Annotated in this window: 22 protein-coding genes and 1 pseudogene; 7 read left to right on the top strand and 16 right to left on the bottom strand. The window is 66.3% G+C overall.

All coding sequences use genetic code 11. The annotated features are described in order from the left end of the window. Positions 1–6: 6 nt before the first annotated feature. The 3 genes from PJW05_RS12360 to prpD form a co-directional block, all read right to left on the bottom strand. Complete coding sequence (locus PJW05_RS12360; RefSeq protein ID WP_271411986.1) at positions 7–987, bottom strand: quinone oxidoreductase family protein; 981 nt, start codon at positions 985–987, stop codon at positions 7–9. 155 nt (positions 988–1,142) lie between these two features. Then, positions 1,143–2,171: a hypothetical protein gene (locus tag PJW05_RS12355; protein WP_271411985.1), complete on the bottom strand. Its 1,029-nt coding sequence runs from the start codon at positions 2,169–2,171 to the stop codon at positions 1,143–1,145. 238 nt (positions 2,172–2,409) lie between these two features. Further along, on the bottom strand, positions 2,410–3,894 hold the full coding sequence (gene prpD / locus PJW05_RS12350) for a 2-methylcitrate dehydratase (protein ID WP_271411984.1): 1,485 nt from the start codon (positions 3,892–3,894) through the stop codon (positions 2,410–2,412). A gap of 125 nt (positions 3,895–4,019) precedes the next feature. On the opposite strand from prpD, the gene PJW05_RS12345 reads away from it, so the two are divergent. Next, on the top strand, positions 4,020–4,169 hold the full coding sequence (locus tag PJW05_RS12345) for a hypothetical protein (RefSeq protein ID WP_271411983.1): 150 nt from the start codon (positions 4,020–4,022) through the stop codon (positions 4,167–4,169). A gap of 189 nt (positions 4,170–4,358) precedes the next feature. On the opposite strand, the gene PJW05_RS12340 is transcribed toward PJW05_RS12345, so the two are convergent. The 3 genes from PJW05_RS12340 to PJW05_RS12330 all read right to left on the bottom strand — a co-directional run bounded on the left by PJW05_RS12340 (position 4,359) and on the right by PJW05_RS12330 (position 8,454). Next, positions 4,359–6,749, bottom strand: coding sequence for a TonB-dependent siderophore receptor (locus PJW05_RS12340; protein WP_442969254.1), 2,391 nt, complete (start codon positions 6,747–6,749; stop codon positions 4,359–4,361). A gap of 158 nt (positions 6,750–6,907) precedes the next feature. After that, entirely contained in the window at positions 6,908–7,879 is a 972-nt protein-coding gene (locus tag PJW05_RS12335) for a FecR family protein (RefSeq protein WP_271411982.1), read from the bottom strand. 86 nt (positions 7,880–7,965) lie between these two features. Then, entirely contained in the window at positions 7,966–8,454 is a 489-nt protein-coding gene (locus PJW05_RS12330) for an RNA polymerase sigma factor (protein ID WP_271411981.1), read from the bottom strand. A gap of 191 nt (positions 8,455–8,645) precedes the next feature. On the opposite strand from PJW05_RS12330, the gene PJW05_RS12325 reads away from it, so the two are divergent. Then, complete coding sequence (locus PJW05_RS12325) at positions 8,646–9,212, top strand: hypothetical protein (protein ID WP_271411980.1); 567 nt, start codon at positions 8,646–8,648, stop codon at positions 9,210–9,212. An 18-nt stretch (positions 9,213–9,230) separates the two neighbouring features. Here the strand turns inward: PJW05_RS12325 and PJW05_RS12320 are convergent, their stop codons facing one another. Continuing rightward, positions 9,231–9,821 (bottom strand): hypothetical protein, encoded by a 591-nt coding sequence (locus tag PJW05_RS12320; protein WP_271411979.1) that lies wholly within the window; start codon positions 9,819–9,821, stop codon positions 9,231–9,233. A gap of 194 nt (positions 9,822–10,015) precedes the next feature. Between PJW05_RS12320 and PJW05_RS12315 the strand changes: the two genes are divergently transcribed. After that, positions 10,016–10,402 carry a VOC family protein gene (locus tag PJW05_RS12315; protein WP_271411978.1) on the top strand — a complete coding sequence of 129 codons (387 nt, stop codon included), beginning with the start codon at positions 10,016–10,018 and terminating at the stop codon, positions 10,400–10,402. A 32-nt stretch (positions 10,403–10,434) separates the two neighbouring features. On the opposite strand, the gene PJW05_RS12310 is transcribed toward PJW05_RS12315, so the two are convergent. The 4 genes from PJW05_RS12310 to PJW05_RS12295 form a co-directional block, all read right to left on the bottom strand. Continuing rightward, positions 10,435–11,892 carry a sensor histidine kinase gene (locus tag PJW05_RS12310; protein ID WP_271411977.1) on the bottom strand — a complete coding sequence of 486 codons (1,458 nt, stop codon included), beginning with the start codon at positions 11,890–11,892 and terminating at the stop codon, positions 10,435–10,437. 101 nt (positions 11,893–11,993) lie between these two features. Further along, positions 11,994–12,815 (bottom strand): class I SAM-dependent methyltransferase, encoded by an 822-nt coding sequence (locus tag PJW05_RS12305; RefSeq protein ID WP_271411976.1) that lies wholly within the window; start codon positions 12,813–12,815, stop codon positions 11,994–11,996. A 128-nt stretch (positions 12,816–12,943) separates the two neighbouring features. Then, a complete protein-coding gene (locus PJW05_RS12300) occupies positions 12,944–13,447 on the bottom strand; it encodes an anthrone oxygenase family protein (protein WP_271411975.1) in 504 nt (167 codons plus the stop codon). Between the two features lie 81 nt (positions 13,448–13,528). Next, positions 13,529–14,110: an MliC family protein gene (locus tag PJW05_RS12295; protein ID WP_271411974.1), complete on the bottom strand. Its 582-nt coding sequence runs from the start codon at positions 14,108–14,110 to the stop codon at positions 13,529–13,531. A gap of 193 nt (positions 14,111–14,303) precedes the next feature. Between PJW05_RS12295 and PJW05_RS12290 the strand changes: the two genes are divergently transcribed. Beyond that, positions 14,304–15,014 carry an rRNA pseudouridine synthase gene (locus PJW05_RS12290; RefSeq protein ID WP_271411973.1) on the top strand — a complete coding sequence of 237 codons (711 nt, stop codon included), beginning with the start codon at positions 14,304–14,306 and terminating at the stop codon, positions 15,012–15,014. Positions 15,015–15,101: 87 nt separating this feature from the next. Here the strand turns inward: PJW05_RS12290 and PJW05_RS12285 are convergent, their stop codons facing one another. Then, entirely contained in the window at positions 15,102–15,401 is a 300-nt protein-coding gene (locus PJW05_RS12285) for a hypothetical protein (protein ID WP_271411972.1), read from the bottom strand. Continuing rightward, positions 15,401–15,631 carry a hypothetical protein gene (locus tag PJW05_RS12280; protein ID WP_271411971.1) on the bottom strand — a complete coding sequence of 77 codons (231 nt, stop codon included), beginning with the start codon at positions 15,629–15,631 and terminating at the stop codon, positions 15,401–15,403. Before PJW05_RS12280 ends, PJW05_RS12285 begins: the two co-directional genes overlap by 1 nt. A gap of 206 nt (positions 15,632–15,837) precedes the next feature. Here PJW05_RS12280 and PJW05_RS12275 point away from each other — a divergent pair, with 206 nt between their 5' ends. Next, positions 15,838–16,974, top strand: coding sequence for a YbdK family carboxylate-amine ligase (locus PJW05_RS12275; protein ID WP_271411970.1), 1,137 nt, complete (start codon positions 15,838–15,840; stop codon positions 16,972–16,974). Here PJW05_RS12275 and PJW05_RS12270 read toward each other — a convergent pair. From PJW05_RS12270 to PJW05_RS12260, 3 genes and pseudogenes are all read right to left on the bottom strand, one after another. Continuing rightward, positions 16,971–17,660, bottom strand: coding sequence for an RES family NAD+ phosphorylase (locus PJW05_RS12270; protein ID WP_271411969.1), 690 nt, complete (start codon positions 17,658–17,660; stop codon positions 16,971–16,973). The genes PJW05_RS12275 and PJW05_RS12270 overlap by 4 nt on opposite strands. Further along, positions 17,660–18,061, bottom strand: coding sequence for an MbcA/ParS/Xre antitoxin family protein (locus PJW05_RS12265; protein WP_271411968.1), 402 nt, complete (start codon positions 18,059–18,061; stop codon positions 17,660–17,662). The genes PJW05_RS12270 and PJW05_RS12265 overlap by 1 nt, the downstream gene beginning before the upstream one ends. Positions 18,062–18,290: 229 nt before the next feature. Then, a pseudogene (locus tag PJW05_RS12260) lies at positions 18,291–18,443 on the bottom strand (SidA/IucD/PvdA family monooxygenase); the annotation flags it as partial. An 89-nt stretch (positions 18,444–18,532) separates the two neighbouring features. Here PJW05_RS12260 and PJW05_RS12255 point away from each other — a divergent pair. Beyond that, positions 18,533–19,054 (top strand): gluconokinase, encoded by a 522-nt coding sequence (locus PJW05_RS12255; protein WP_271411967.1) that lies wholly within the window; start codon positions 18,533–18,535, stop codon positions 19,052–19,054. Positions 19,055–19,261: 207 nt separating this feature from the next. Beyond that, on the top strand, positions 19,262–21,178 hold the full coding sequence (locus PJW05_RS12250; RefSeq protein ID WP_271411966.1) for a DEAD/DEAH box helicase: 1,917 nt from the start codon (positions 19,262–19,264) through the stop codon (positions 21,176–21,178). Positions 21,179–21,187 lie beyond the last annotated feature (9 nt).

Raw genomic sequence — 21,187 nt, 5'->3', positions numbered from 1 at the left:
GCGACCTCAGATGACGAAGATGGACGAACCGGTGGTCTTGCGCGATTCCAGGTCCCGATGGGCCTGGACCGCATCCTCCAGCGCGTAGTGCTGGTTGATGTCGATGCTGATGCGGCCGCTGCCGACATGGTCGAACAGCTCGCCCACCAGTTCGGCTTTTTCCGCCGGATCGGCGATGTAGTCGGCCAGGGCGGGACGGGTGACGAACAGCGAACCTTTCATCGCCAGCAGCACCGGATCGAAGGGCGGGATCGGGCCGGACGCGGTGCCGACGCAGACCAGCAGGCCGCGACGCTTGAGGGAATCCAGCGAGGCGTTGAAGGTGTTCTTGCCGACGCTGTCGAACACCACGTTCACGCCCACGCCGCCGGTCAGCTCACGCACACGCTTGGCGATGTCTTCTTCGCTGTAGTTGATGACGTGGTCGCAGCCGTGGAAACGGGCGATTTCCGCCTTGGCCTCGGTGGACACAGTGCCGATCACGGTCAGGCCGAGCAGCTTGGCCCATTGCGAGACGATCAGGCCCACTCCGCCGGCGGCGGCGTGCAGCAGGATGCTGTCGCCTTCCTTGAAGTCATGGATGCGACGCATCAGGTAGGCGGAAGTGAGGCCGCGCATGGTCATGGCCGCCGCGGTTTCGAAGGAGATGGTCTCGGGCAGCTTGATCAGCGGCGCGGCCGGCACCAGGCGCTCGGTGCTGTAGGCGCCGAGGGTGTTGAGGAAGCCGGTGTAGGTCACCCGGTCGCCCAGGGCGACGTTGCTGACGCCCTCGCCCACCGCCACCACCACGCCGGAGGCTTCCACGCCCATGCCGTTGGGCAGCGGAATCGGGTAGGTGCCATTGCGGAAGTAGGTATCGGCGTAGTTCAGGCCGACGGCGACGTGGCGGACACGCACCTCACCGGGGCCAGGATCACCCACCTCGACCTCTTCGTAACGAAGCACTTCCGGGCCTCCGGTTTCATAGAAGCGAACGGCTTTGGCCATGACTTGTCTCCAATCTCGATTCTTGTAGTCGGGTTACGGACCCATGGATTGGACTCTAGGCGTCCCCCCCTCGCGGTGCTTCTCATCGCGCGACAGGGGCTTTTCATTTCATGACAGGCCTCGGCGGCCGGGACTGAACGGCACCGCCAGGCCCGCTAGTTGCCAGGCGGCAGCACCCTGGGCAGCGGTTCGAACCGGATGGGCTGGGTCATGGTTCGTTCCAGGCTGCCTTCCACCTGGCCCGACAGGTGGAAGACCCCCGCCATGACCCCGCTTTCGGGGTTGCGCATCAGCTCCAGCCACTCTTCATCGAAGGCGTCGTTGAGGCTCTTGCGCAACTGCGCCTCGCGCCCCGGCCGCTCCTCCTCCTGGAGCATGGCGCTGATGCCGGTGAAGCCCAGGGACAGCACCGAGCCGGCCGCCCGCCCCACCAGGCCGGACACCACGCTGGCCGCGCCACTGGTGACCATTTCCGACGCCAGTTGCTCGCTGGTCTGGCGGGTGATGGACGACAGGCCGGCATCCGTGGTCCAGGCGCCCGCCCCGTCCGGCGCCGTGCGGATGTGCGCCATCAGGGCGGCGTAGGCCGGCTGCTCTTCCAGGGGGTCGGCACGCAGTACCTGCAGCAGCGAAGCCCTCTGGCTGATCGGGGGCGCCAGTTCGATGGCCGGGATTTCGTGCAGGTGCTGGGCGAACTGGTCCTTGGGCACGCCGAAGCGCTGGGGTATCAGTTGCAGGCGCTCGTCGAGCTGCTGGATGTACGTGCGCGTGGCCTGCTCCATGATGTCGTCCGGGTCCAGCTCCCGCGACACGGGCTCCAGCACTTTGTCGTCGTAGGCCTCCTGCAGGTAGCGCGACAGCCGGTTCACCGTTTCCTCACGCTCGCCGTCGGAGCTCAGGCGATACCAGGTGACCTTGATGCTCAGCCATTTGCGCGTCCAGAAGCTGGTGAACCAGGGGACGAACGCGGTATCCGTGCGCTGGTAGACCAGGTCCATCCAACGCTCCATGGAGTCCTGCGCATAGCGGCGGGCCTGGCCGGTAGCCGCCAGCGAGGCGGCGGCGATGTCCCGGTCGACCTGCCGCCAGGTACTTGGCGATACCACCACCGGCGGCGCCTCGGGTGCCTTCGAGGCGCACCCCGCCTGCATCGCCAGCAAGGCGACGATCAGGAGTGGAAACACCGCGCCCAGGACGTCCCGGAACCAGCCTGGCCACCGTCCCGCCCCAGCGTCGGGGGGACTTCTTTCAGCGCGCATCGGGGTATGCCCGCCCCGCCGGCCTTTCGGCCAAGGTTCTCTGAGTATAGGAACGCGGCCATCACCCCGCCCTGCGACAAGACAGGGGGTGGCGCAGTGATTGAGGCCGGACGCCCTGCACCACCGGATGGCCGGGCAAGGCTCGCGGTCCGCCGGCCCCTGCCTAGGTCACGAACAGTTCCACGAAACGGTCCACCGGCATCGCCTCCAGTGCGGCCTGGTCCTTGCACAAGTCGAAGATGCGGGCGCAGCGCTGGGGGGCGTAATGCGTGGCCAGGGCGGCCTTGAACTTCTCTTCCAGCAGCGGCATGCCCTCGGCACGGCGGCGGCGGTGGCCGATGGGGTATTCCACTTCCACCTTGTCGGTATGCCGGCCGTCCTTGTAGAACACCTGCACGGCATTGGCGATGGAGCGTTTGTCGGGTTCCAGGTACTCGCGGCTGTAGCGCGGGTCTTCGACCACTTCCATGCGCTCGCGTAGCCGGTCGATCACCGGATGGGTGCGGTGGAACGCGTCTTCGTAGTGCTCCGCCTCCAGGTGGCCGTAGGCCAGGGCCACCGCCGTCATGTACTGGAGGCAGTGGTCGCGGTCGGCGGCGTTGGCCAGCGCCCCCTCCTTGGCGATGATGCGAATGGCCGACTCCTGGGTGGTGATGACGATGCGGTCGATCTCCGTCACCCGGTTGCGGATCAGCGGATGCAGGCGTACCGCCGCCTCGCAGGCGGTCTGGCCATGGAACTCGGCGGGAAAGCGGATCTTGAACAGGATGTTCTCCATCACGTAGCAGCCGAATCCCTGGGACAGGCTGAAGCGGCGCTTGTCTTCGGGCTTGGCCGCCAGGTCCTTGTTGGTGTGGCTGAAGGACACCTCGTAGAAGCCCCACTGGGGCGCGCTCAGCACGCCGGGCACGCCCATCTCGTCGCGCAGGGCGATGTCCGCCAGGCGCACGCCACGGCTGGTGGCGTCCCCCGCCGCCCAGGACTTGCGCGAGCCGGCATTGGGCGCGTGGCGGTAGGTGCGCAGGGCCTGCCCGTCCACCAGGGCATGGGAGATGGCCGACAGCAACTGGTCGCGGGTCGCGCCCATCAGCCAGGCGCAGACCGCGGTGGAGGCCAGCTTGACCAGCACCACATGGTCCAGGCCGACGCGGTTGAAGGCGTTCTCCAGGGCCATCACCCCCTGGATTTCATGGGCCTTGACCATGGCCTCCAGCACCACGCGCATCGTCAGTGGCGGCTCGCCACGCGCCACGCACCGCTGCGACAGGTGGTCGGCCACGGCGAGGATGCCGCCCAGGTTGTCGGAGGGGTGCGCCCATTCGGCCGCCAGCCAGGTGTCGTTGAAGTCCAGCCAGCGGATCATCGCACCCAGGTCCCAGGCCGCCTTGACCGGGTCGAGCCGGTACGAGGTGCCCGGCACCCGCGCGCCCTGGGGCACCACCGTGCCGTCCACCAGCGGCCCCAGCAGCTTGGTGCATTCGGGAAAACGCAGGGCCAGCAAGGCACAGCCGAGGCTGTCCATCAGGCAGTTGCGCGCGGTGTCCAGCGCCTCCGGGGACTGGCAGCGGTAATCCAGCACATAGTCGGCGATGTCCTGGATCACCTGGTCATAAGGCGGCCGCTGGTTCAGGTCGACATTGGCGCTCATGGTCGTGTCTCCACATCAGCTGATGCACTCAGTGTATGCGCCCCCCGGCGGATCGACCGACGGCAGATCGGATCGCGGGAAATGTGCTGCGCTGGAAGGAAGGGACTGCCCCGGAGGACCCCGCGATGAACAGCGATCCCAATGTCCGCACGCCCGCTCCCGCGCCCAGGCCGCCGGGCCCCAGCCAGCCGCCGGAGCAGGTGCCGGCGGCTGACGTGAAACGCATCAGCGACAAGGCGCCGAGCAAGGACCGCAAGCCGGATGACTGGGAGTGACGGCCCGCCATAGGTTGGCGCCGAGCAGCGAAGCCCGACAGCCGGCTCGGCCACGATGCCGGGAGTCGCCGGAGGATGCGGTTGAGCCCCGCGAAACCCATCACCGACCTCAGCATGGGTTTCGGACCTCAACGCAACGCCGCCCGCCCCATCCCCCCAAGCGCCGGTCGTGTGCCCAGGCTCGGAGCGTCAGAAGCCGACGCTGGCCTGCACGTACAGCGTGCGTGGCTGGCCCACGTAGATGCCGGCGTTGTTGTCGCTGGAGCGGGTGAAGTACTGCTTGTCGAAGAGGTTCTTCACCCCCACGCCCAGCTTCAGGTTGGACAGTTGTTCACCGAAGTCGTAGGCGCCGCGCAGGTTCCAGGTCACATAGCCGGGGATATCGCCGAACTGACCGTCGGCGGTCGGTTCGGTGATGTAGTTGCCGGTGAAGTTGCCGTTGGCATCGATGCCGGTGCCGGGCGCGCGTTGTTGCGACTGGGCGTAGCCATCGAAGTTGTAGGTCCAGCGATCCACCTGGTAGCGCAGGCCGAGGTTGGCCACGTGGCGGGAGTAGAACGGCAGGTCGCGGGTCTTGAAGCCCGGGATATCGCCTTCGTAGGTGGCGCGGGTGTAGGTGTAGGTACCGGTCAGGCTCAGGCCGGCGAGCAGCGCGTCCAGGTTGTAGTGGCCGGACAGCTCCAGGCCCTGGTGCTTGGTGGCGCCCAGGTTGGTCCAGCCCACGTCGTTGCTGATGAATTGCAGCTCGTGGTCGAAGTCGATGTAGAACAGCGTCGCTTCGCCGCCCCAGGTTTCGTCGTTGTAGCGGGTGCCGACCTCGTAGGTCTTGGCTTTCTCCGGTTCCAGGCCGTTGGCGGCCAGGTCGCCCTGGCCACCCTGGCCGAGCTGGAAGTACTGCAGGCTGCCGAACGAGGTCTCGTAGTTGGCGAACAGCTTCCAGGCGTCGGAGAGGTGGTACATCACGCTGATGGCTGGCAGCGGCTCGTTGTAGTCCTTGCTGCGCTTCTTCTCCTGGACCGGCCGGCCGTTGGTGCCGAGCACCGGGCGGTCGTGCCAATCGGTGTTGATGCTCTCGAAGCGGATGCCCGGAGTGACGGTCCAGTTGCCGACATCGATCTTGTCGTCGAGGTAGAAGGCGTTGGCCTCGGTGCCGCCGGTACGGTCCTGGAAGACATGGCCATCGGCCGAGGGGCCGGCGGTGGGGGTCGGGACGTTGTTCACCAGGGCCACGCGGCTGCTTTCCTCGTGCATCGCCTCTTTCAGGTAGCGGTAGCCAAGCCCGACTTCATGGGTGCTGTCGCCAGCGAAGAACAGGCGCGAAACACGCGGCTCGATGCCGTAGGTGTAGTAACTGCGCGGGTAGGCGTTGAGGAACCGCTGGTCGCGACTGGCGATATGGCTGCCACGGAAGCTGTCGCTGTAGTAGGTGAGTACCTCGACCTGGGTAACGTCGTCGATCTGGCGCAGGTACTTCAGCGAGACATCCTTGCGGCGGCCGCTGAAGTCGTCATGGTCGCGGTCGGACTGGAAAGGGTCGGCATCGTACTGCGCCTGGGTCAGGCCGCCGGGCATGTCGGCGGTGGCGTCGTAGTAGTGGAAGTTCAGCGAGATGTCGTCCTGCTCGGTGGGCGCCCAGTGGGTCTTGAGGATGACGTCGTCGATGTCGTTGCCGTTATTGCTGTCGCGGTAGCCGTCGCCGTTCACGCCCGAATACAGCAGCGCGGCGCCGATGCCGTTGTCGGCGGTACCGCCGAGGAAGGCGCTGTTGAGGAACTTGGGGCCGCCGTGACTGGTGTTTTCAAGGGTGGTGGACAGGTCGCCGGAGAACGTCTCCGGAATCGCACGGGTCACGAAGTTGATCACGCCGCCGACGTTCTGCGGGCCGTAACGCACGGAGCCGGCGCCCCGGACCACGTCGATGCTATCGAGGTTGCCGAGGGAGATGGGCGCCATGGACAGCTGTGGCTGGCCGTAGGGCGCGAAGGCCGCCGGCACACCGTCGATCAGCACGGTGGAACGCGGCGACAGGCGCGACGTGAGGCCGCGCACGCCGAAGTTCAGGGCGATGTCGCTACCACCGGTGCCGTTGGATTCCTGGACCTGCACGCCGGGCACCGCGCGCAGGGCGTCACGCACGTTCATCGCGCCCTTCTCGATCATGGCTTCGCGGCGCACCACGGTGCGCGCGCCGGGGTGGTTCTGCACCACGGCTTCGTCGGCGGTGCCCAGCCAGTCGCCCACCACGCTGATGCTGGAGGCCGGCAGCTCCATGGCCGCAGCGCCCTCCTCGGCGGAAACGCGACGCAGGATGGCGGTGCCGTCGGCCAGGTCGAACGTCAGGCCGCTACCCTGCAGCAGCGTCGCCAGCACTTCTTCCGGCAGCAGCTTGCCGTCCACGGCCGGGGCCTGTTTGCCTGCCACCAGCTCAGGGCTGAAGAACAGCTGCAGCGCGGTCTGCTGGCCCAGCTCGCCGAGCGCGGCGGCCAGGGACTGGGCGGGGATGTGCACGTCCTTGCGCTCGCCGGCCTGGACGCCGACGCTGCCCAGCGCCAGCGCGATGGCCAGGCTGAGGGGCAGCAGATGCTGGGCACGTAGGGCCTTGCGGGGAAAAGCTGGCGGTGTGGCGTGTTGCTGTACGTCGTTGATCACGTTCGTCCGGTCCTGAAAAAGTGGCCCTGAAATCCCCCAGGGCGCCAAGAGTCGGACGAGAAGACGAACGGGCGAGAAAAAACCTGAATCTAAAACGAAATTATTTCGCTTGAACCATCCGGATGGGTTCTTACCCTGACCGGCAGGATGCGCGGCAGGGCCGCCAGCAAGGCGTCGGTGTCGTCGGCACGGAACACGCTGGAGAGGCGCAGGCTGGCCACGTCCGCGGCCACGCGCAGGGGTTTCTCGCGGTAGCGCGAGACCTCTTCCGCCACCTCCGCCAGAGGCGCGTCGTTGAAGACCAGCTTGCCCTGGCGCCAGGCGGTGATGGCCGCGACGTCGACCCGCCGCACCGGGCCGACCTGGCCGTCGGCCGCCACCTGCACGCCGTCGCCGGCCAGCAGCGGCCGGCTGGCCTCACCCTGTTCACCCGCCACCCGCACGTGGCCGGACGCTACCGCTACCCGCATGCCACGCGCTTCGCGGCGCACGTTGAAGCGGGTGCCGGTGACGGTCACGCGGCCGGGCCCGGCCTCGACCAGGAAGGGCCGCGCCTTGTCCGGCGTCACGCTGAACAGTGCCTCGCCGGACTCCAGCCGCACCAGGCGGCGGTCGGCGGTGTAGCTGACGCTGACGTGGGTGCGGCCATTGAGATCGAGCGTCGACCCATCGGCCAGGGTTACCTGGCGGCGCTCGCCGAGTTGGGTGACGTAGGTTTCGCCACGCAACGAGAAGGGATCGAACACATAGCTCGCCCCGCCGGCCAGCACCACGCTGGCCGCGGCCGCCAGCGCGCCCTGCAGGAAGCGCCGCCGCGCAGGTGCGGGCAAGGGCTGCGCCTTGGCCGCGCAGAGTTCGCGTAGGCGCTGCTCGGGAATCAGGTCGGCAGCTCGCCAGAGCTGCTCCAGCAGGCGGTACTCGGCCTGATGCGACGCATCGGCCGCCAGCCAGGCCTCGAAGCGCTGGCGTTCCTCGGCGGCCTGTCCGGGCGCGCGGTTGCGGCTGAACCAGTAGGCCGCCTCGTCCCGCACCTGGCACTCGGCGGATCGGGCGGGCGTCATCGGGTCGCCATCCCTCTGGCGGGAATCAGGCTGCGATCGTTGTCCATGGGTGGGGTCTTGCTGCCCTGTTGGGTGGTTCCGGCTCATCACGCGCTCAGTTCCAGGCGCTCACGCAAATGGCGAAGGGTGCGGATCATATACCGCTCGACCATGTTCCTGGATAACCCCAGGCGCTCGGCGATCTCCGCCTGGCTCAACCCTTCGAGTTTCTGCCAGACGAACACCTGCCGGCAGTTGACGGGCAGTTCCGCCAGGGCTTTCTCGATGGAGTCGGCGAGTTGCACGGCGTGCATGAAGGACTCGGGGTCGTCCTTGGCATCCTCGCCCTGCCCCGCCATATCCAGCTCGAGCTGGGCGCGGCGCTCCTCCCGGCGGAACTGGTCGACCGCGATATTGCGTGTGGTCTGGTGCAGGTAGGCGCGCGGCTGCTGAACGCTGTCCTGGCGGGTTTCAAGCACCCGCACGAAGGCATCGTGGGCAAGATCCTCGGCACGCTGACGATTCCTCAGCCGGCGTGTCCAGGTGCCGATGAGTTCTTCATAGTGCTCGAAGAAGCCAGGAGTGCGCGGAGGCATTTGCAGGGCAAGGCGGGGTCTGAATGCGAAAGTCGCGAATGATAATGGATCGCAAATAATCCCGCAATTTGCCCACCCGCGCCCACCCTACCGGCCAGCGAAACCGCCTTGTCGCGCCATCTGGAGCTCGCGCACCTTTGCGGGTATCTTCTCCAGCCGTCGCCCACCACCCCGCAGGAAATGCCTGTTCCATGAGCCGCAGCGCAATCCAGGCCGCCGTCTTCTGTCTCGCCATCCTCTGTTCGGCCGCCGCCTCCGCCAAAGTGGAGATCCAGCCCGTGCAACACGGCAAGGCCGGGCGGATTCTGGCCGTGCAGATTTCCGAGGACATCGCACCCGGCGACTACGAGGCGCTGATGCGGGGCCTGCTTGCCAACCCTGGCAAATTCGACCGCAAGCTGGCCCTGCTGGACAGCATCGGCGGCAGTGTCACCGAGGCTATCCGCCTGGGCCGCCTGCTGCGGGAAACCGGCTTCGACGTGATGGTGCCCACCGACGGCGTGTGCCAGGGCAGTTGCGTCTACCTGCTGGCCGCCGGACGCCGGAAAACCGTGCGCGGCTACGTCGGCCTGCACCGTCCCTACTTCCCCCATGGCGACTCCGCGCTCGCCGCCGGCACCGGCAGCGCCTACAGTCCGGCCGCCTACCTGCGGGAAATGAACATCCCCCTCAGCCTGCTGAACGACATGAACGGCATCGAGCCCACGCACATGCGGGTGCTGACGCGCGATGAGCTGGCGAGATACCGCTTGAACTGAGCGCCAGCCGGCAGAGTTTCAGGGGTCCATCAGGCGCGCGAACTTCAGGTACTTGTTCAGCGTCACTGCGTGTTCCACCGAGAACCCCAGATCGAACGCCTTGTGGCGCGCGATCGTCACCTCGACCTCTTCCACGGTGGAGAACATCTTCACTTCGAGCAGGCCATGGCGAAACGGCTCGTAACCCTCGCGGTGCATGAGGACGAACTCGTTCATGTGCTGGGCTCCCGTCATCTTCTGGGGCAGGATCTTGCCGCGGAAGATGGTCGTCATCTCCTCCTCGAACACGAACTGGGCGATCACATAGTCAGACCCGCCTTTGGCATCGTTTTCGAAGCCACGCACCTTGGCCAGTTCGGTGGACGTCCAGACGCGGGCGTAATCACCCGTGTGGTAGGTCTTGAATGCCACCCTGAAGTCGAACGTGCACTCGCCTTCGTATAGACCCCCGATCGGTTTGGCGGCGTCTTCCCACTCCTTCTTCACCATCTTGCGGTAGAGCACCGCACGGTCTGGTGTCGATTCGGCGTATTTGAGCGGCAGTCTGGGTGCGCGCCTTCCATTGAAATACGCCATCAACCTGTCGAACTCATCTGGTGGAACCGACATACGACCTCCTTGGATGCACCCTGACATGAGCCCCGCGCCGGGTGGGGCAGCCTTCCCGGCTACCGAGCGAGTCTAGACAGGGCTTTTCCTGGCGCAAGCCGGCGCAGTGCTCCTCGTCAGGCGGACTGGCGCGCGCGGCGTTTCTGCGCTGCAGTGGGTTCCAGTGGACGGCATGAACGTGCAAGGAGGTGGCCATGGCCATTCAACTCGATCACCTGATGGTGCCGGCGCGCGACAAGCTGCGCTCAGCCAGGCTGCTGGCCGAGCTGCTCGACGTGCCCTGGTCGGAAACCGGCATCGGACCTTTCGCCCCGGTCTACCTGAACGACGGCCTGACCCTGGACTTCGATGAGTGGGGCGAGCCCTTTCCGCTGCTCCACTTCTGCTTCCGGGTGAGCCCGGAACAGTTCGAAGCGATCCTGGGGCGCCTCAAGGCCAGGGGCATCGCCTACCGCAGTGCCGTACACGGGCCGGTGGACTATCGCGTGGACAGCGAACACGGCGGCGCCATCGTCTACTGGAACGAACCGGACGGACACCAGTGGGAAATGCTCACGGTGAGCTATGCGCGGCAAGCCTGAGGCCGGGATCGGCCGGCGCCTCGACCCCGGCCTCAGGCGGGCCGGTCCGCCAGCCTGAAGCTCAGGCACACGCAGGTGCCCTCGTGCTCGCGGCTGGTCAGGCTGGCCTTGCCGCCGAAGCGCTCCATGATCTGCTTGACCATGATCAGGCCAATGCCCAACCCGCCCTGCTTGGTGGTGTAGAAGGACTTGAAGGCCATCATTTCCTGCTGCCGCGACATGCCCTTGCCGGTATCCCGGATGTTCAGATGCAGCCAGCCGCCGGCAGTGTCAGGGGTCGCCGTGATACTCATCCGGCCGCCCTCGGGCATGGCTTCGATGGCATTGGCGATGACGCTGTTGAGGACCTGCCCCAGCAGCAACTGGTGGCTGATCACCAGGGGCGTCGCCGCGTCGCTGCATTCCACCTCGATCTTCGACCGGGACAGTTGCTGGTCGAAGTTGGCCAGCGTGGTACGCACCGCGTCCATCGGCTCCACCTGTTCCGAGTCGCCCTGCAGCGGGCGCAGGCAGAGCAACAGGTCGCGCACCCAGGCCGACATGCGGTCGACCTGGGTGACGATGTCGTCGATGCATTTGCGTGCCTGCGGCCCCTCCATCTCCATGGCCAACTCGGCGCTGGAACGGATCGATGCCAGCGGGTTGCGCAGGCTATGGGCCACGGCGGAGGACATTTCCCCCAACCCCACATAGGTGCTGTTGGCCACCAGTTGCGCCTGCTGCGCCGCCAGCAGCAGGGACGCGCGCCGCACTATCCAGTAGAGGCCGAAATACATCAGCACGCCGCCAATGGCGGTGGCCAGCCAGATCATCCGGTAGCCACGGTTGACCCGGTCGATCAGGTCCACCGGCTCCTTGTAGATTTCCACCATGGCCGTCACCCGGCCGTTGCCGTTGGTGAGCGGGATGTAGTTCTCGATGAAGAACATCTTCGGCGGGCGCTGGAACTTCTGCTCCACCTTCCCGTCGGCCACCTCGCTGTATCTGGCCGAGACACGGCCGCCGGACTCGAACGCCTCGTCCAGCGCGTCATCGGAATCGACCTGCAACCCCACCAGTTCCGGGTTGGTGGACCAGATCACGGTGCGGTCCGGGGCGTACAGGGTGGCCAGCAGGGAGTCCGGCACATGGGAGAGATGGTCGAGGAACTCCGAGCGGGCCTGTTCGCGGTTTCCAGCCGCGTCGGGGCTGAGCATGCCGTAGTGATGGGGCAGCAGCACATCGCCCATCTCCATGCCTTCCAGGTTGTGGTGACGCATCTCGCCCACGGCCAGGGTCTGGATGAACTGCGCGGACAGCATGGCGTCGCGCTCCAGGCTTTCGCTCACCAGGAAACGGGTGGATACCGTCCCGACGCCGAAGGCCACGGTGCCGATGATCACCAGGCTGACCAACGAGAACCAGCGCAGGAGATTGAACTGGGCGGTCGGCCGTCCCGTCCTGTCCTCCGCATCCGCCGCGTGATTTCCCAGGATTGCTGCCACGTCCATCTGGAGTCCCCCAACTCGAACTTCCCAGACTTATATAGCAGCCGTCTTGCCATCGCGGCGCACCATCCGCGTTCAGTCCATGACCGATCAGCGCCCCGCGTCTATCGTTTCAGCGCCTGCAGGGTGTAGCTCAAGGGCAGTCGCCAGCGGTCCTTCGCCAACCGCCACTCCCCCGCGTCGTCCACCACCATCCGCCCCGGCAGCGCATTCCAGGGGATGCTGTCGTGCTCCTCCAGCGCGGTGAGCTGCAGGCCGTGCCGCAGCAGCGCGGAAATGATCTCGCCCAGGCCGTGGTTCCACTCGTAGGTCCGGGTCGCGGTCAGTGCGGTGTCGATTTCCACATAGCTGCGGTCGTCATCCGAGACCATGGGTTCGACGTGCTCGAAATAGGGGTACTCGATCACCAGCTCGTCTTCCCGCGTCTCGCTCACCGTCCAGAGCATCGGATGCCCTTCACGGATGAACAGACGTCCGCCCGGTTTCAGCAACGCGGCCACGACCCGGGCCCACGCCTCGATGCGCGGCAGCCAGCAGAGGGCGCCGATGCCGGTGTAGACGAAATCGAAAGTACCGGCCGGGAGTACCTGGTCGGCGGCGTAGACATCGGATTCGACGAAGTCGATCGACGCGCCGCAGCGCTGGGCCAGCCCGCGCGCCTGTTCCAGGGAGGCCGGCGAGAAGTCGAGGCCGCTCATTCGCGCCCCGAGCCGTGCGAGGGACAACGTATCGGTGCCGATATGGCATTGCAGGTGCACGCCGCGCAGGCCGGCGATATCGCCCAGGCGCGGCAGGTCGAAGCGCACCACCTCCGAGAGGTGTGCCGGATCGGTGGCGAAGGCCTCGGTGGCGTATCCGCTGGAAGCCGCGTGCAGGGGCGCGCGCTGGTCCCAATTGGCCTTGTTCAGATGGAGGTAGTCGGTCATGGCAGGACTCCGTTCTTGCCGGGAAAGAGGCGGAACACTACGCCTGCTCCCTGGGGCCGTCTACCGGCGAACATGATCCGCTGGACCGCAGAAGCGACTTGGCGGTGTCGGGGCGGCGTGGATCGCCGCTAGTCCATCGTCAGCATCAGGAACAGGCCCAGCATCAGCAGCGCCGTTGCGGAAAGGGCAGCGCCGGTGCGCACGTGGTTCCAGCGTGTCCAGTGCGCCACGTAGTCGCGCCAGACGGCGACGGCACCGGCGCCCTCGGCATCCAGTTTCGCCAGGGCGTTGTTGCGCGGGACGTTGAAGGCCAGCGTCACACCAAAGGTGCCCAGCAGGTAAGACAGGCTGCCCAGGAGCAGGAAGAAGGTGCCCGCGACTTCCCAGTGCACGAAGGCATAGAGGGTGAGCAGGCCGCAGGCGGCGGCGGTGCCCAGGAAGGTGGCGAGGAACAGACGGTTCAGCACTGTCTTGTTGATGGCCTGCATCGCGGCGATGCCAGCGGCCGGCGCGATGTCCGCCAGGGCCTGCATCACGAAGTTGGAGAAGGCGAAGAACAGCCCGCCCATCAGTCCGCAGGTGATCACGGCCAGGAAGCCGAGGAGGAAGGCCAGGTCATCGATAAAGGGCATGGATCGATCCTTGGGTCAGTGCGTTCGGTCGGCGCGCGCCGGTCTGCTGGTTCAGCCCCCGTCGCCGGCCTGAACCGCGTCTCAGCTCGCGGCCTTGCAGGACAAGTCGGTGCCGTACCAGTTCACCCTGGCTTCGCCCTGGTGTTCCCAGAACTCCAGACCGTCGTTGCTGTAGCGGGCGCCGCTGGACGTACGCTGGCTGATGGCGATGGACTGGTCGCCGCCGTAGGTGAGCACCGCCGCACGGGGTTCAATCGTGTTGTAGAAGCTCGCGGTAAACGGCTTGCCGCTGTTGCCGCAGCGGTACTCCACCGCCTTGGACGCGGTCAGCGAGCCGGACTGGATGCGCAGCGCCACCAACCGTGTCTGGTAACTCAGGGTCAGGCACTGCCCCTGGTCACTGGCCTTCCAGCACTCATCACGGCCCTTGAGCCAGCCACGCTGCTCGGCGCGCAGTCGCCTCTGCGTCGCCGCGTCGGTGGCCGCCAGGGTCTTCCTGTAGACGTCCGCCATCTGCCGGTCGAGCGCGCTCAGCGCCGTGCTCTGGCAGACCTGCTGCTCGACCCCCTGGGCCTTGGCGCAGTCGAAGGAAGGCCCGGCGTCGGCCATGGCCAATGGGCTGGTGGCGCTGAGCGCCAGGATAAGTCCTTTTGCGGGAATCATGTCGGCCTCCAGGCCTGCCAGGGAGCTTGACGCGAAGTTAAGACCAAACCGCCGAATATGTCCTTCGCCACGCGATGGTTGCCTCGTCGCCCCTCGACGGCTTGCAGGCCCCATGGCCTGCAAGCAAAGCAGCCCAGCCTGAGTCCGGTAAAGGGGTTACCATGGCGCCCTTTCCTTTCCACTGGCTACCTCCATGAACGACCCCATCCGCCTGTCCAAACGTGTCATCGAACTCACCGGCTGCTCCCGCCGCGAGGCTGAGCTCTACATCGAAGGCGGCTGGGTCACGGTGGATGGCGCCGTGGTGGAACAGCCGCAGTTCAAGGTAGCCCATCAGGTCGTCGCCCTGCTGCCCGGGGCCACGCCCGAACCGCTGGAGCCGATGACGCTCCTGCTGAACCAGCCCGCCGGCCTGACGCTCGAAGCGGCGCAGCGCGTACTCGTGCCGGAGGGCCGCTGGCCCGAGGATCGCGCCGATGTCCGGCTGCTGCGTGGCCACTTCTCCCGACTCTCCAGCGCCCTGCCCCTGCAACCGGGCGCCAGCGGCTTGCTGATCCTCACCCAGGACTGGCGCGCCCTGCGCAAATTGAACGAAGACGCCGGCAAGCTCGAGCAGGAGTACGTCGTGGAGGTTACCGGCACCCTGGTCGACAACGGCCTGGACAAGCTCAAACGCGGCATCCGCATCAAAAATGGGGAACTGCCGCCGGTGAAGGCGAGCTGGCAGAACGAAACCCACCTGCGCTTCGCCCTGAAGAACCCTCGCGCCGGACTCATCGCGGCCTATTGCGACGCCGTCGGCCTGAAGGTCGTGGGCATGAAGCGTATCCGCGTCGGCGGCGTGCCCATGGGCAAGCTGCCCGTCGGGCAGTGGCGCTACCTGGGTTCGGCGGAGAGGTTCTAGGTGTCTCGGGCCGTTCGTGCGAATTCATTGGCGAATGGTCCGGCAGCCCGCACGATCGACCGGCAGACCAATGGCCTGCAATCACCCCTACAACCGCAATCGAGCCGGCCGTTCCTGATCGGGGCGACGCTCCTGCCGCGACTGCCCGGCCGCGGCCGTCCGCTCGGCGGAATTGGCGCTGAGGCGCTGGAATTCGAAGACGGGCGTGTTGACCGGCTTGCCCTGCACCGGGACATTGCCCGGCCCCCGTCCGGAGTACTGGCCGTAGACGCCCAGCGTGAACATGCCGATCAGCATCAAGATGGCCGCGCGTTCCACCGACCTGGGACTCTTGCCGGAAGGCTGGTGCAGGACCTGCAACTTCGGCGCACGGGATAGCGGTTTCATCAGTCGTCCAGGACCCGGTCCATCAGCTCCAGGCCCAGACGCTGGGTACTGGATTCGTCCTGCAGTTGACGCTGGCTGATACCGGCGACCGTGGTTCGGGGAATGGCGAGGTGATGGTTGCTGAGGGTGATGGAGCAACTGCCATCGGGTTCCCACAGGCATTCGAACTGAAAGGTGACGCTCATCTTGTTCAGGGTGTCCTCAACCTGGCGAAGCATCGAAAGATTCATGCTCAGTTCTCCCCACCAATCGAGTGGCCGGACTGAAAAACCTAGCAGGGAAACCGGCCACGTAAATGTCATTCGGCGGCAATTCATCGGAAAGCATCCGCCGCCCCGATGACAGGCCCGTTGCAGAGCCCTGGCAGACAAACGGTCCTTGCAACCTCCGGTCATGGAGACGTCACTGTTCTTTGGACTCCATCGAGAGGGATCGCATGCCCAGCGCCCCATTCGCTCCCGGCTTCGGCGTCGAGGAAACCTTTTTCCTGGTGGACAAGCGCAGCCGCGACCTGCCGCCACAACTGCCCGAGGCCTTTCTCCAGGCGGCCCGCGCCGAGTTCCGCGAAGGACTCAGCCAGGAAATGTTCCAGAACCTGTTGCGCCTGGACATGGTCCAGCCCAGCCTGCTGGAAATAGCCGAGGCCCGTGCCTGCCTGCTGGAGCGGCGCACCCGCCTGGCGGCCATCGCCGGGGAATACGAACTGGCCCCACTCTGCGCCGGCTCCCATCCCTTCGCCGACTGGCATATCCAGGTGCCCTGCGACGACCCGCACTACCAGCCGCTGTTCGAGGACCACCGGATGATCGCCCACCGCAGCCTGATCTGCGGCATGCGCGTGCTGGTCAGCGTGCCGCCGGAAGTCGACCGCATCCGGGTGATGAACCAGGTGCTGGGCTGGCTGCCGCTGCTGCTGGCCTTGAGCACCTCCTCGCCCCTGTGGGACAGCCGCCCCACCGGGCTGATGAGCTATCGCAGGGCGGTCTGCGCGGAATGGCCGCACCGGGGCTGCCCCGAACAGTTGCCCGACGAGCCGGCGTTCGTCGCCTACCGGCAATGGCTGCTGGCCTGTGGCTCGATCCGCCGGGAAAGCGACCTGGGCTGGTTCATCCGCCCCTCGCCGCAGCACCCGGCGCTGGAACTGTTACTCGCCGACGCCTGCCCCTCGGTGGAGGACGCCCTCTGCGTGGTCGCACTGTTCCGCGCCCTGGTGGCCTGGGCCATGCAGCAGAACGACGATTCGCCGGACATGCTGCTGCAGCGCCTGGTGCTGAAAGAGAACCTCTGGCGGGCCATGCGCTTCGGCATCCATGGCATGTTCCTCGACGCCTCGGGGGAAGCCAGCCTTTCCGCTGGCGCCTGGCTGGCGCAGGCCCACGCCTGCTTCGGCGAACTGGCCAACGCCGAAGGCGACAGCCTGGCCTTCACCCGGGGCCGCCACATCCTGCGCTACGGCAGCAGCGCCGACCGGCAGCTGCATCGCTACCGGGAAGCCCTGCAGGCCGGCCTGCCCCGGCAACAGGCGTTGGTGGCGGTGGTGGATGAGCTGATCGCGGAAACCGTCGGCGGCTAGGTGCTCACCGGGCTCATCTTCAGCACACAGGTCATGCTCTGGGTGCGGCCATCCCAGATGTAGCGGAAGTGCGGCCCCTGCACCGGCAGGGTCACCGCCGGCGGACGGAACGCCGCCACGCATTCGTGGCCCGGCAGGCGCACGCTGTTGTACAGCAGCCCCCAGCGTCCGGCGTTGCGGTGCTGACCGGCGAACGCCTGGCTGGCGCCATAGCTGGAAGGATCGGGGTGATGCAGCTCGGCGCGCTCACGTACGTCGAGCATAGGACTGACCACCTTGTTCACATAAGCACGCACGGTGACTTCGATGCTCGCCTCCTGGGTCGCGCGCCAGAAGCGTTCCTGGTGGTAGCGGGTTTCGGCGATGGCGGCATCGATGGAGCTGGCGCAGTAATAGACCCCGAAGCTGCCATCGGAGAAGCGGCTGGCGCGGCCGATATGGGTGAAGACCGCCATCACCACGGTGGAACCGGCGCCGCTCACGCGATCCTCGGGGGCCACGCGGGAGATTTCCCCCACCTGGTCGCGCAGGCGGTCGTTGGTCATGGACTCGATGGCGTACGCCACTTCCAGGTCTTCGGGGTCGAGGGTGTCCTCGAATACCGAGATCGGCGGGAAGGAACTGTTGACCAGGCGATAGGCCTTGCTCCATTCGGGAATCCGTTCCACCAGTTGCTCCTGGGTCATCAGCCGCGCACTCCATCCAGGTAACGACGCACGTCGGCCACGTCCACCACCTGGCCGCCCAGCATGTAGTCCAGGGCACTGCGTCCGTTGAAGGGCGCCGCGCTGTTGGGCTTGTGCACCCATTCGTAGGCGCGCGCCTCCTGGTTGCTGAACAGGATGCGCAGGGATTTGTGGATACCCATCAGGTAGGAAATGCGCTCCAGGGTGTCGTGGGGCAAGCGCACGCTGGGCAATTTCTTGTAGCTGAAATAGGTGGTGTTGCCGATGGAGCCCAGCAGGGTGCGTTGCTGTTCCTTGGTGCAGTCCCACTTCTCCATCAGGTTGAAGAAGAACTTCAGGGCTACGCGGCCGGCTTCGCCGCTCTGGAGGTCGGGACTGGCTTGACGGACGGCAATGGTCATGGCGACTCCTGAGGGTGTTTCTCCGCCTTCCAGGCTACTCCATATCCGAACTATTTCAACCTATTCATTCGTATTGGAATAAAATCGACCGCACCTCGCTCACCGTGACCGGCGCATGTCATGGTGGGAGGCTTAGCCCACCGACTCCAGCAACCCGCCCAGTGCCTGCACCGGCAGTACCGACAGCAGTGTGTCACTCAGGCCGTGGCTCGCCTGGCAAAAGCCCGGCAAGTACGCGGAAGGCGTCGCGCTGCGGGCCGGAGACCTTCTGCCGATAGAAGATGCCGTAGATGCGCTCGATCAGGTCCAGGTCCACCGCCGAATAGTTGGTGTCGTGGTATTCACCGATGATGCGGGCGCGGTCGGCGATGGGCTGGCGGAAGAATCGCTTTTCGCCACGATTTATCCGTCTGAAACCATTTTTTCGCTCAGATTGCCTACCGTTTAAGTAACGGGCTTGGAGATTGGGCGATGTACGAGCCGATCAACGCAATCGTGATCATGGGTGTGGCCGGTAGCGGCAAGTCAGCCGTGGCGCGGGCGCTGGAGGTGCGTGCGGGCGTGCGGTTGATCGAGGGGGATGCCTTTCATCCCGACCGCAACATCCAGAAGATGAGCGCCGGCCAGCCCTTGACCGACAAGGACCGCGCCAGTTGGCTGCGCGCCCTGGCCAAGGAGCTGCAACGGGCCAACGCGGCGGGCGAGCATCCGATCCTTACCTGTTCCGCCCTCAAGCGCAGCTATCGGGACGGTTTGCGCCATGCCTTTGCGGGCGTGGCGTTCGTTTACCTGCAGCTCTCTCCCGTCGCCGCGGCCGAGCGGATGGCGCGGCGGCGGGGCCATTTCATGCCGGCCAGCCTGCTGGACAGCCAGTTCGCCGACCTGGAAGAGCCCCTGGACGAACCCCTCACCCTGGTCCTCGACGGCAACCTGTCGGTGGGCGAACTGGCCAGCGCCATCCACCAGTGGTGGCAACACCACGCGCCGGCGTAAGACCGGATCGCCCTTTCGTAGGGTGGATCACGCTTCATCAATCCACCATCGGCGCCGGGCTCAGCTTCGATTGGTGGACAGAAAAGCGCTGTCCACCCTACGCAAAAACATTCCTTCGTCCCCGCTGAAGACAATCCGCCAGCATCCAGTCTTCGCCCAAAAGCGCTTAGAATCCCGCGCTTTGTCGTGGTTACAGGGATCGATCCAATGCTGTCTGCCATGAAGCGCGCCCTGGCGCGCTACTTCCCGCGAACCACCGAATACCTGCGCGCCGAACGCGAAGCCGCCGCGCAGTTGCGCAAACCCACGCCACGGGCGAAGAAGCCCGCCAATAGCGGCAAGGCCAAGGCCACCGGAAGCAAGAAGGCCGCCTCCGGCGACGGCCCCGCCGCGCCTGCCGACCTCGGCATCTACAGCACCGCGCGGCTGAAGGTGACTGACGCCCAGGTAGAGGCCATGCGCGAGCGCGTGGCCCAGGCGGTAGCGGCCGGCGTCGTGAGCCCGCCGTCCGACGAGCAGTGGGCGATGATCCTCGGTCGCGCTCCGCTTACCCGCATCTTCGCCGGCGCCGGTTCCGGCAAGTCCACCACGCTGGTGCTGCGGGTGGTGTTCATGCTCTGCCACATGGGCGTGGCGCCGGAGCGGCTGACCGTCATTTCCTTCACCAACGCCTCCTGCGCCCAGCTCCGCGAGCAACTGCTGAAGGTCCTCGCCTTCTGGCAGTTCCCCTTCGACGCGGCCCAGGCGCGCCAGTGCGTGCGCACTTTCCATTCGGCGATGGGCACCCTGGCCAAGGAAGTGCTGGGCAATCCGCGCTGGTTCGAGCAACTGGACGACGCCGCCGCGAACGAACTGGACAACCCGCTGCTGGCCGGCCGCCTGCGTCCCGCCCAGCAGCGCCTGCTGCGGCAGGCCTATGAGGATTGCTATGCGGCGGACGCCAGGTTCCGCGAGCGGGTGCATCAATTGCTCGACCTGCCGCCCCTGCCCGCCCCCGCCGAAGGCGAGGCGCCGCGAATTCCCAAGGCGCCGCTGGATGGCTTCAAGCTGGCCGGCGAGTTCACGCCGCTGCCGCTGTTCGAGGCCTTTTATATGCAGGCCGGCTTCATGGAGAGCATCGGCATTCGCCTCGACCGCCTGAAGCCTCGCGAGCTGACCTGCTCGACGCGAGAGCGCATCTTCGTCGAGACCCTGGTGCTGTTCTGGAAACACTTCGAGGGCCTGCTGAAGCAGCAGGGGCTGATGACCTTCAATGGCGCCTTCCAACGCCTCGGTGAGCTGATGGCCAAGGGGGACGGTTTGCCTGCCGAGGCCCTGGCGCCCTTCAGCCACCTGCTGATCGACGAGTTCCAGGACATCTCGCCGCAGATCGTCCAGTGGCTGCAGGCGCTGCACCGCGCCCTGGCGCGCCAGGGGCAGGCCGTGAGCCTGATGGCCATCGGCGACGACTGGCAGTCCATCTACGGCTGGCGCGGCAGCTCGCCGGAACTGTTCATGGATTTCGACAAGCACTTCCCCAGCAAGGGCAAGTCGCGCAAGAGCGCGGTGCTGATGCTGGAAACCAACTACCGCTCCATCGAGCCGGTGCTGCGCGACGGCGAAGCGGTGCTGGCCGGGGTGGCCTTCAAGCAGGCCAAGGCGAGCAAGTCGTTCAAGGCCATGCAGCCCGGCGATCACGGCGTGAAGCTGGTGAGCCATTTCGATCTCAAGGCGCGCCTGCCGGAGCTGGTGCAGGAGATCCAGGCCCAGTGCGCCCACGTCGCCGGCCGCGCCAATGCCGACCGCAACGCGCTGTTGGTGCTCTCGCGGCGTAACGAGCCGTTGAAGCAGATCCAGGCGCAACTCGACCCGGCGCTGCCGGTGCGGGCCTACAGCATCCACCGCGCCAAGGGCCTGCAGGCGGAGGTGGCGATCATCGTCGACGACTGCAACCCGCCGGAGAAACACCCCCTGCGCAATGCGCTCTACGCCCACAGCGGCTTCTTCCGCAACAGCTACGACCAGGCGATGCAGGACGAAAGCCTGCGCCTGGCCTACGTGGCCATCACCCGGGGCGTGAGTCGGGTGATCTGGTACACCAACAAGGTACAGGGTGCGGTGGAGGTGTTGGCACGACGCGGCTGATCGCGCACC

It is taken from the genome of Pseudomonas sp. Q1-7 (genome assembly GCF_028010285.1).
In the GTDB taxonomy this organism is placed as follows: Bacteria; Pseudomonadota; Gammaproteobacteria; order Pseudomonadales; family Pseudomonadaceae; genus Metapseudomonas.
The sequence above is the reverse complement of the archived record's forward strand: the minus strand, read 5'-3'. Positions and strand labels throughout refer to the sequence as shown.

Coding starts and splice junctions, on each gene's coding strand:
- PJW05_RS12310 (WP_271411977.1), bottom strand. CDS start 11,892: ATGGACGTGGCAGCAATCCTGGGAAATCACGCGGCGGATGCGGAGGAC.
- PJW05_RS12290 (WP_271411973.1), top strand. CDS start 14,304: ATGAACGACCCCATCCGCCTGTCCAAACGTGTCATCGAACTCACCGGC.
- PJW05_RS12270 (WP_271411969.1), bottom strand. CDS start 17,660: ATGACCCAGGAGCAACTGGTGGAACGGATTCCCGAATGGAGCAAGGCC.
- PJW05_RS12265 (WP_271411968.1), bottom strand. CDS start 18,061: ATGACCATTGCCGTCCGTCAAGCCAGTCCCGACCTCCAGAGCGGCGAA.
- PJW05_RS12255 (WP_271411967.1), top strand. CDS start 18,533: ATGTACGAGCCGATCAACGCAATCGTGATCATGGGTGTGGCCGGTAGC.
- PJW05_RS12360 (WP_271411986.1), bottom strand. CDS start 987: ATGGCCAAAGCCGTTCGCTTCTATGAAACCGGAGGCCCGGAAGTGCTT.
- PJW05_RS12315 (WP_271411978.1), top strand. CDS start 10,016: ATGGCCATTCAACTCGATCACCTGATGGTGCCGGCGCGCGACAAGCTG.
- PJW05_RS12305 (WP_271411976.1), bottom strand. CDS start 12,815: ATGACCGACTACCTCCATCTGAACAAGGCCAATTGGGACCAGCGCGCG.
- PJW05_RS12250 (WP_271411966.1), top strand. CDS start 19,262: ATGCTGTCTGCCATGAAGCGCGCCCTGGCGCGCTACTTCCCGCGAACC.
- PJW05_RS12335 (WP_271411982.1), bottom strand. CDS start 7,879: ATGACGCCCGCCCGATCCGCCGAGTGCCAGGTGCGGGACGAGGCGGCC.
- PJW05_RS12345 (WP_271411983.1), top strand. CDS start 4,020: ATGAACAGCGATCCCAATGTCCGCACGCCCGCTCCCGCGCCCAGGCCG.
- PJW05_RS12330 (WP_271411981.1), bottom strand. CDS start 8,454: ATGCCTCCGCGCACTCCTGGCTTCTTCGAGCACTATGAAGAACTCATC.
- PJW05_RS12285 (WP_271411972.1), bottom strand. CDS start 15,401: ATGAAACCGCTATCCCGTGCGCCGAAGTTGCAGGTCCTGCACCAGCCT.
- PJW05_RS12325 (WP_271411980.1), top strand. CDS start 8,646: ATGAGCCGCAGCGCAATCCAGGCCGCCGTCTTCTGTCTCGCCATCCTC.
- PJW05_RS12295 (WP_271411974.1), bottom strand. CDS start 14,110: ATGATTCCCGCAAAAGGACTTATCCTGGCGCTCAGCGCCACCAGCCCA.
- PJW05_RS12275 (WP_271411970.1), top strand. CDS start 15,838: ATGCCCAGCGCCCCATTCGCTCCCGGCTTCGGCGTCGAGGAAACCTTT.
- PJW05_RS12320 (WP_271411979.1), bottom strand. CDS start 9,821: ATGTCGGTTCCACCAGATGAGTTCGACAGGTTGATGGCGTATTTCAAT.
- PJW05_RS12280 (WP_271411971.1), bottom strand. CDS start 15,631: ATGAATCTTTCGATGCTTCGCCAGGTTGAGGACACCCTGAACAAGATG.
- PJW05_RS12300 (WP_271411975.1), bottom strand. CDS start 13,447: ATGCCCTTTATCGATGACCTGGCCTTCCTCCTCGGCTTCCTGGCCGTG.
- prpD (WP_271411984.1), bottom strand. CDS start 3,894: ATGAGCGCCAATGTCGACCTGAACCAGCGGCCGCCTTATGACCAGGTG.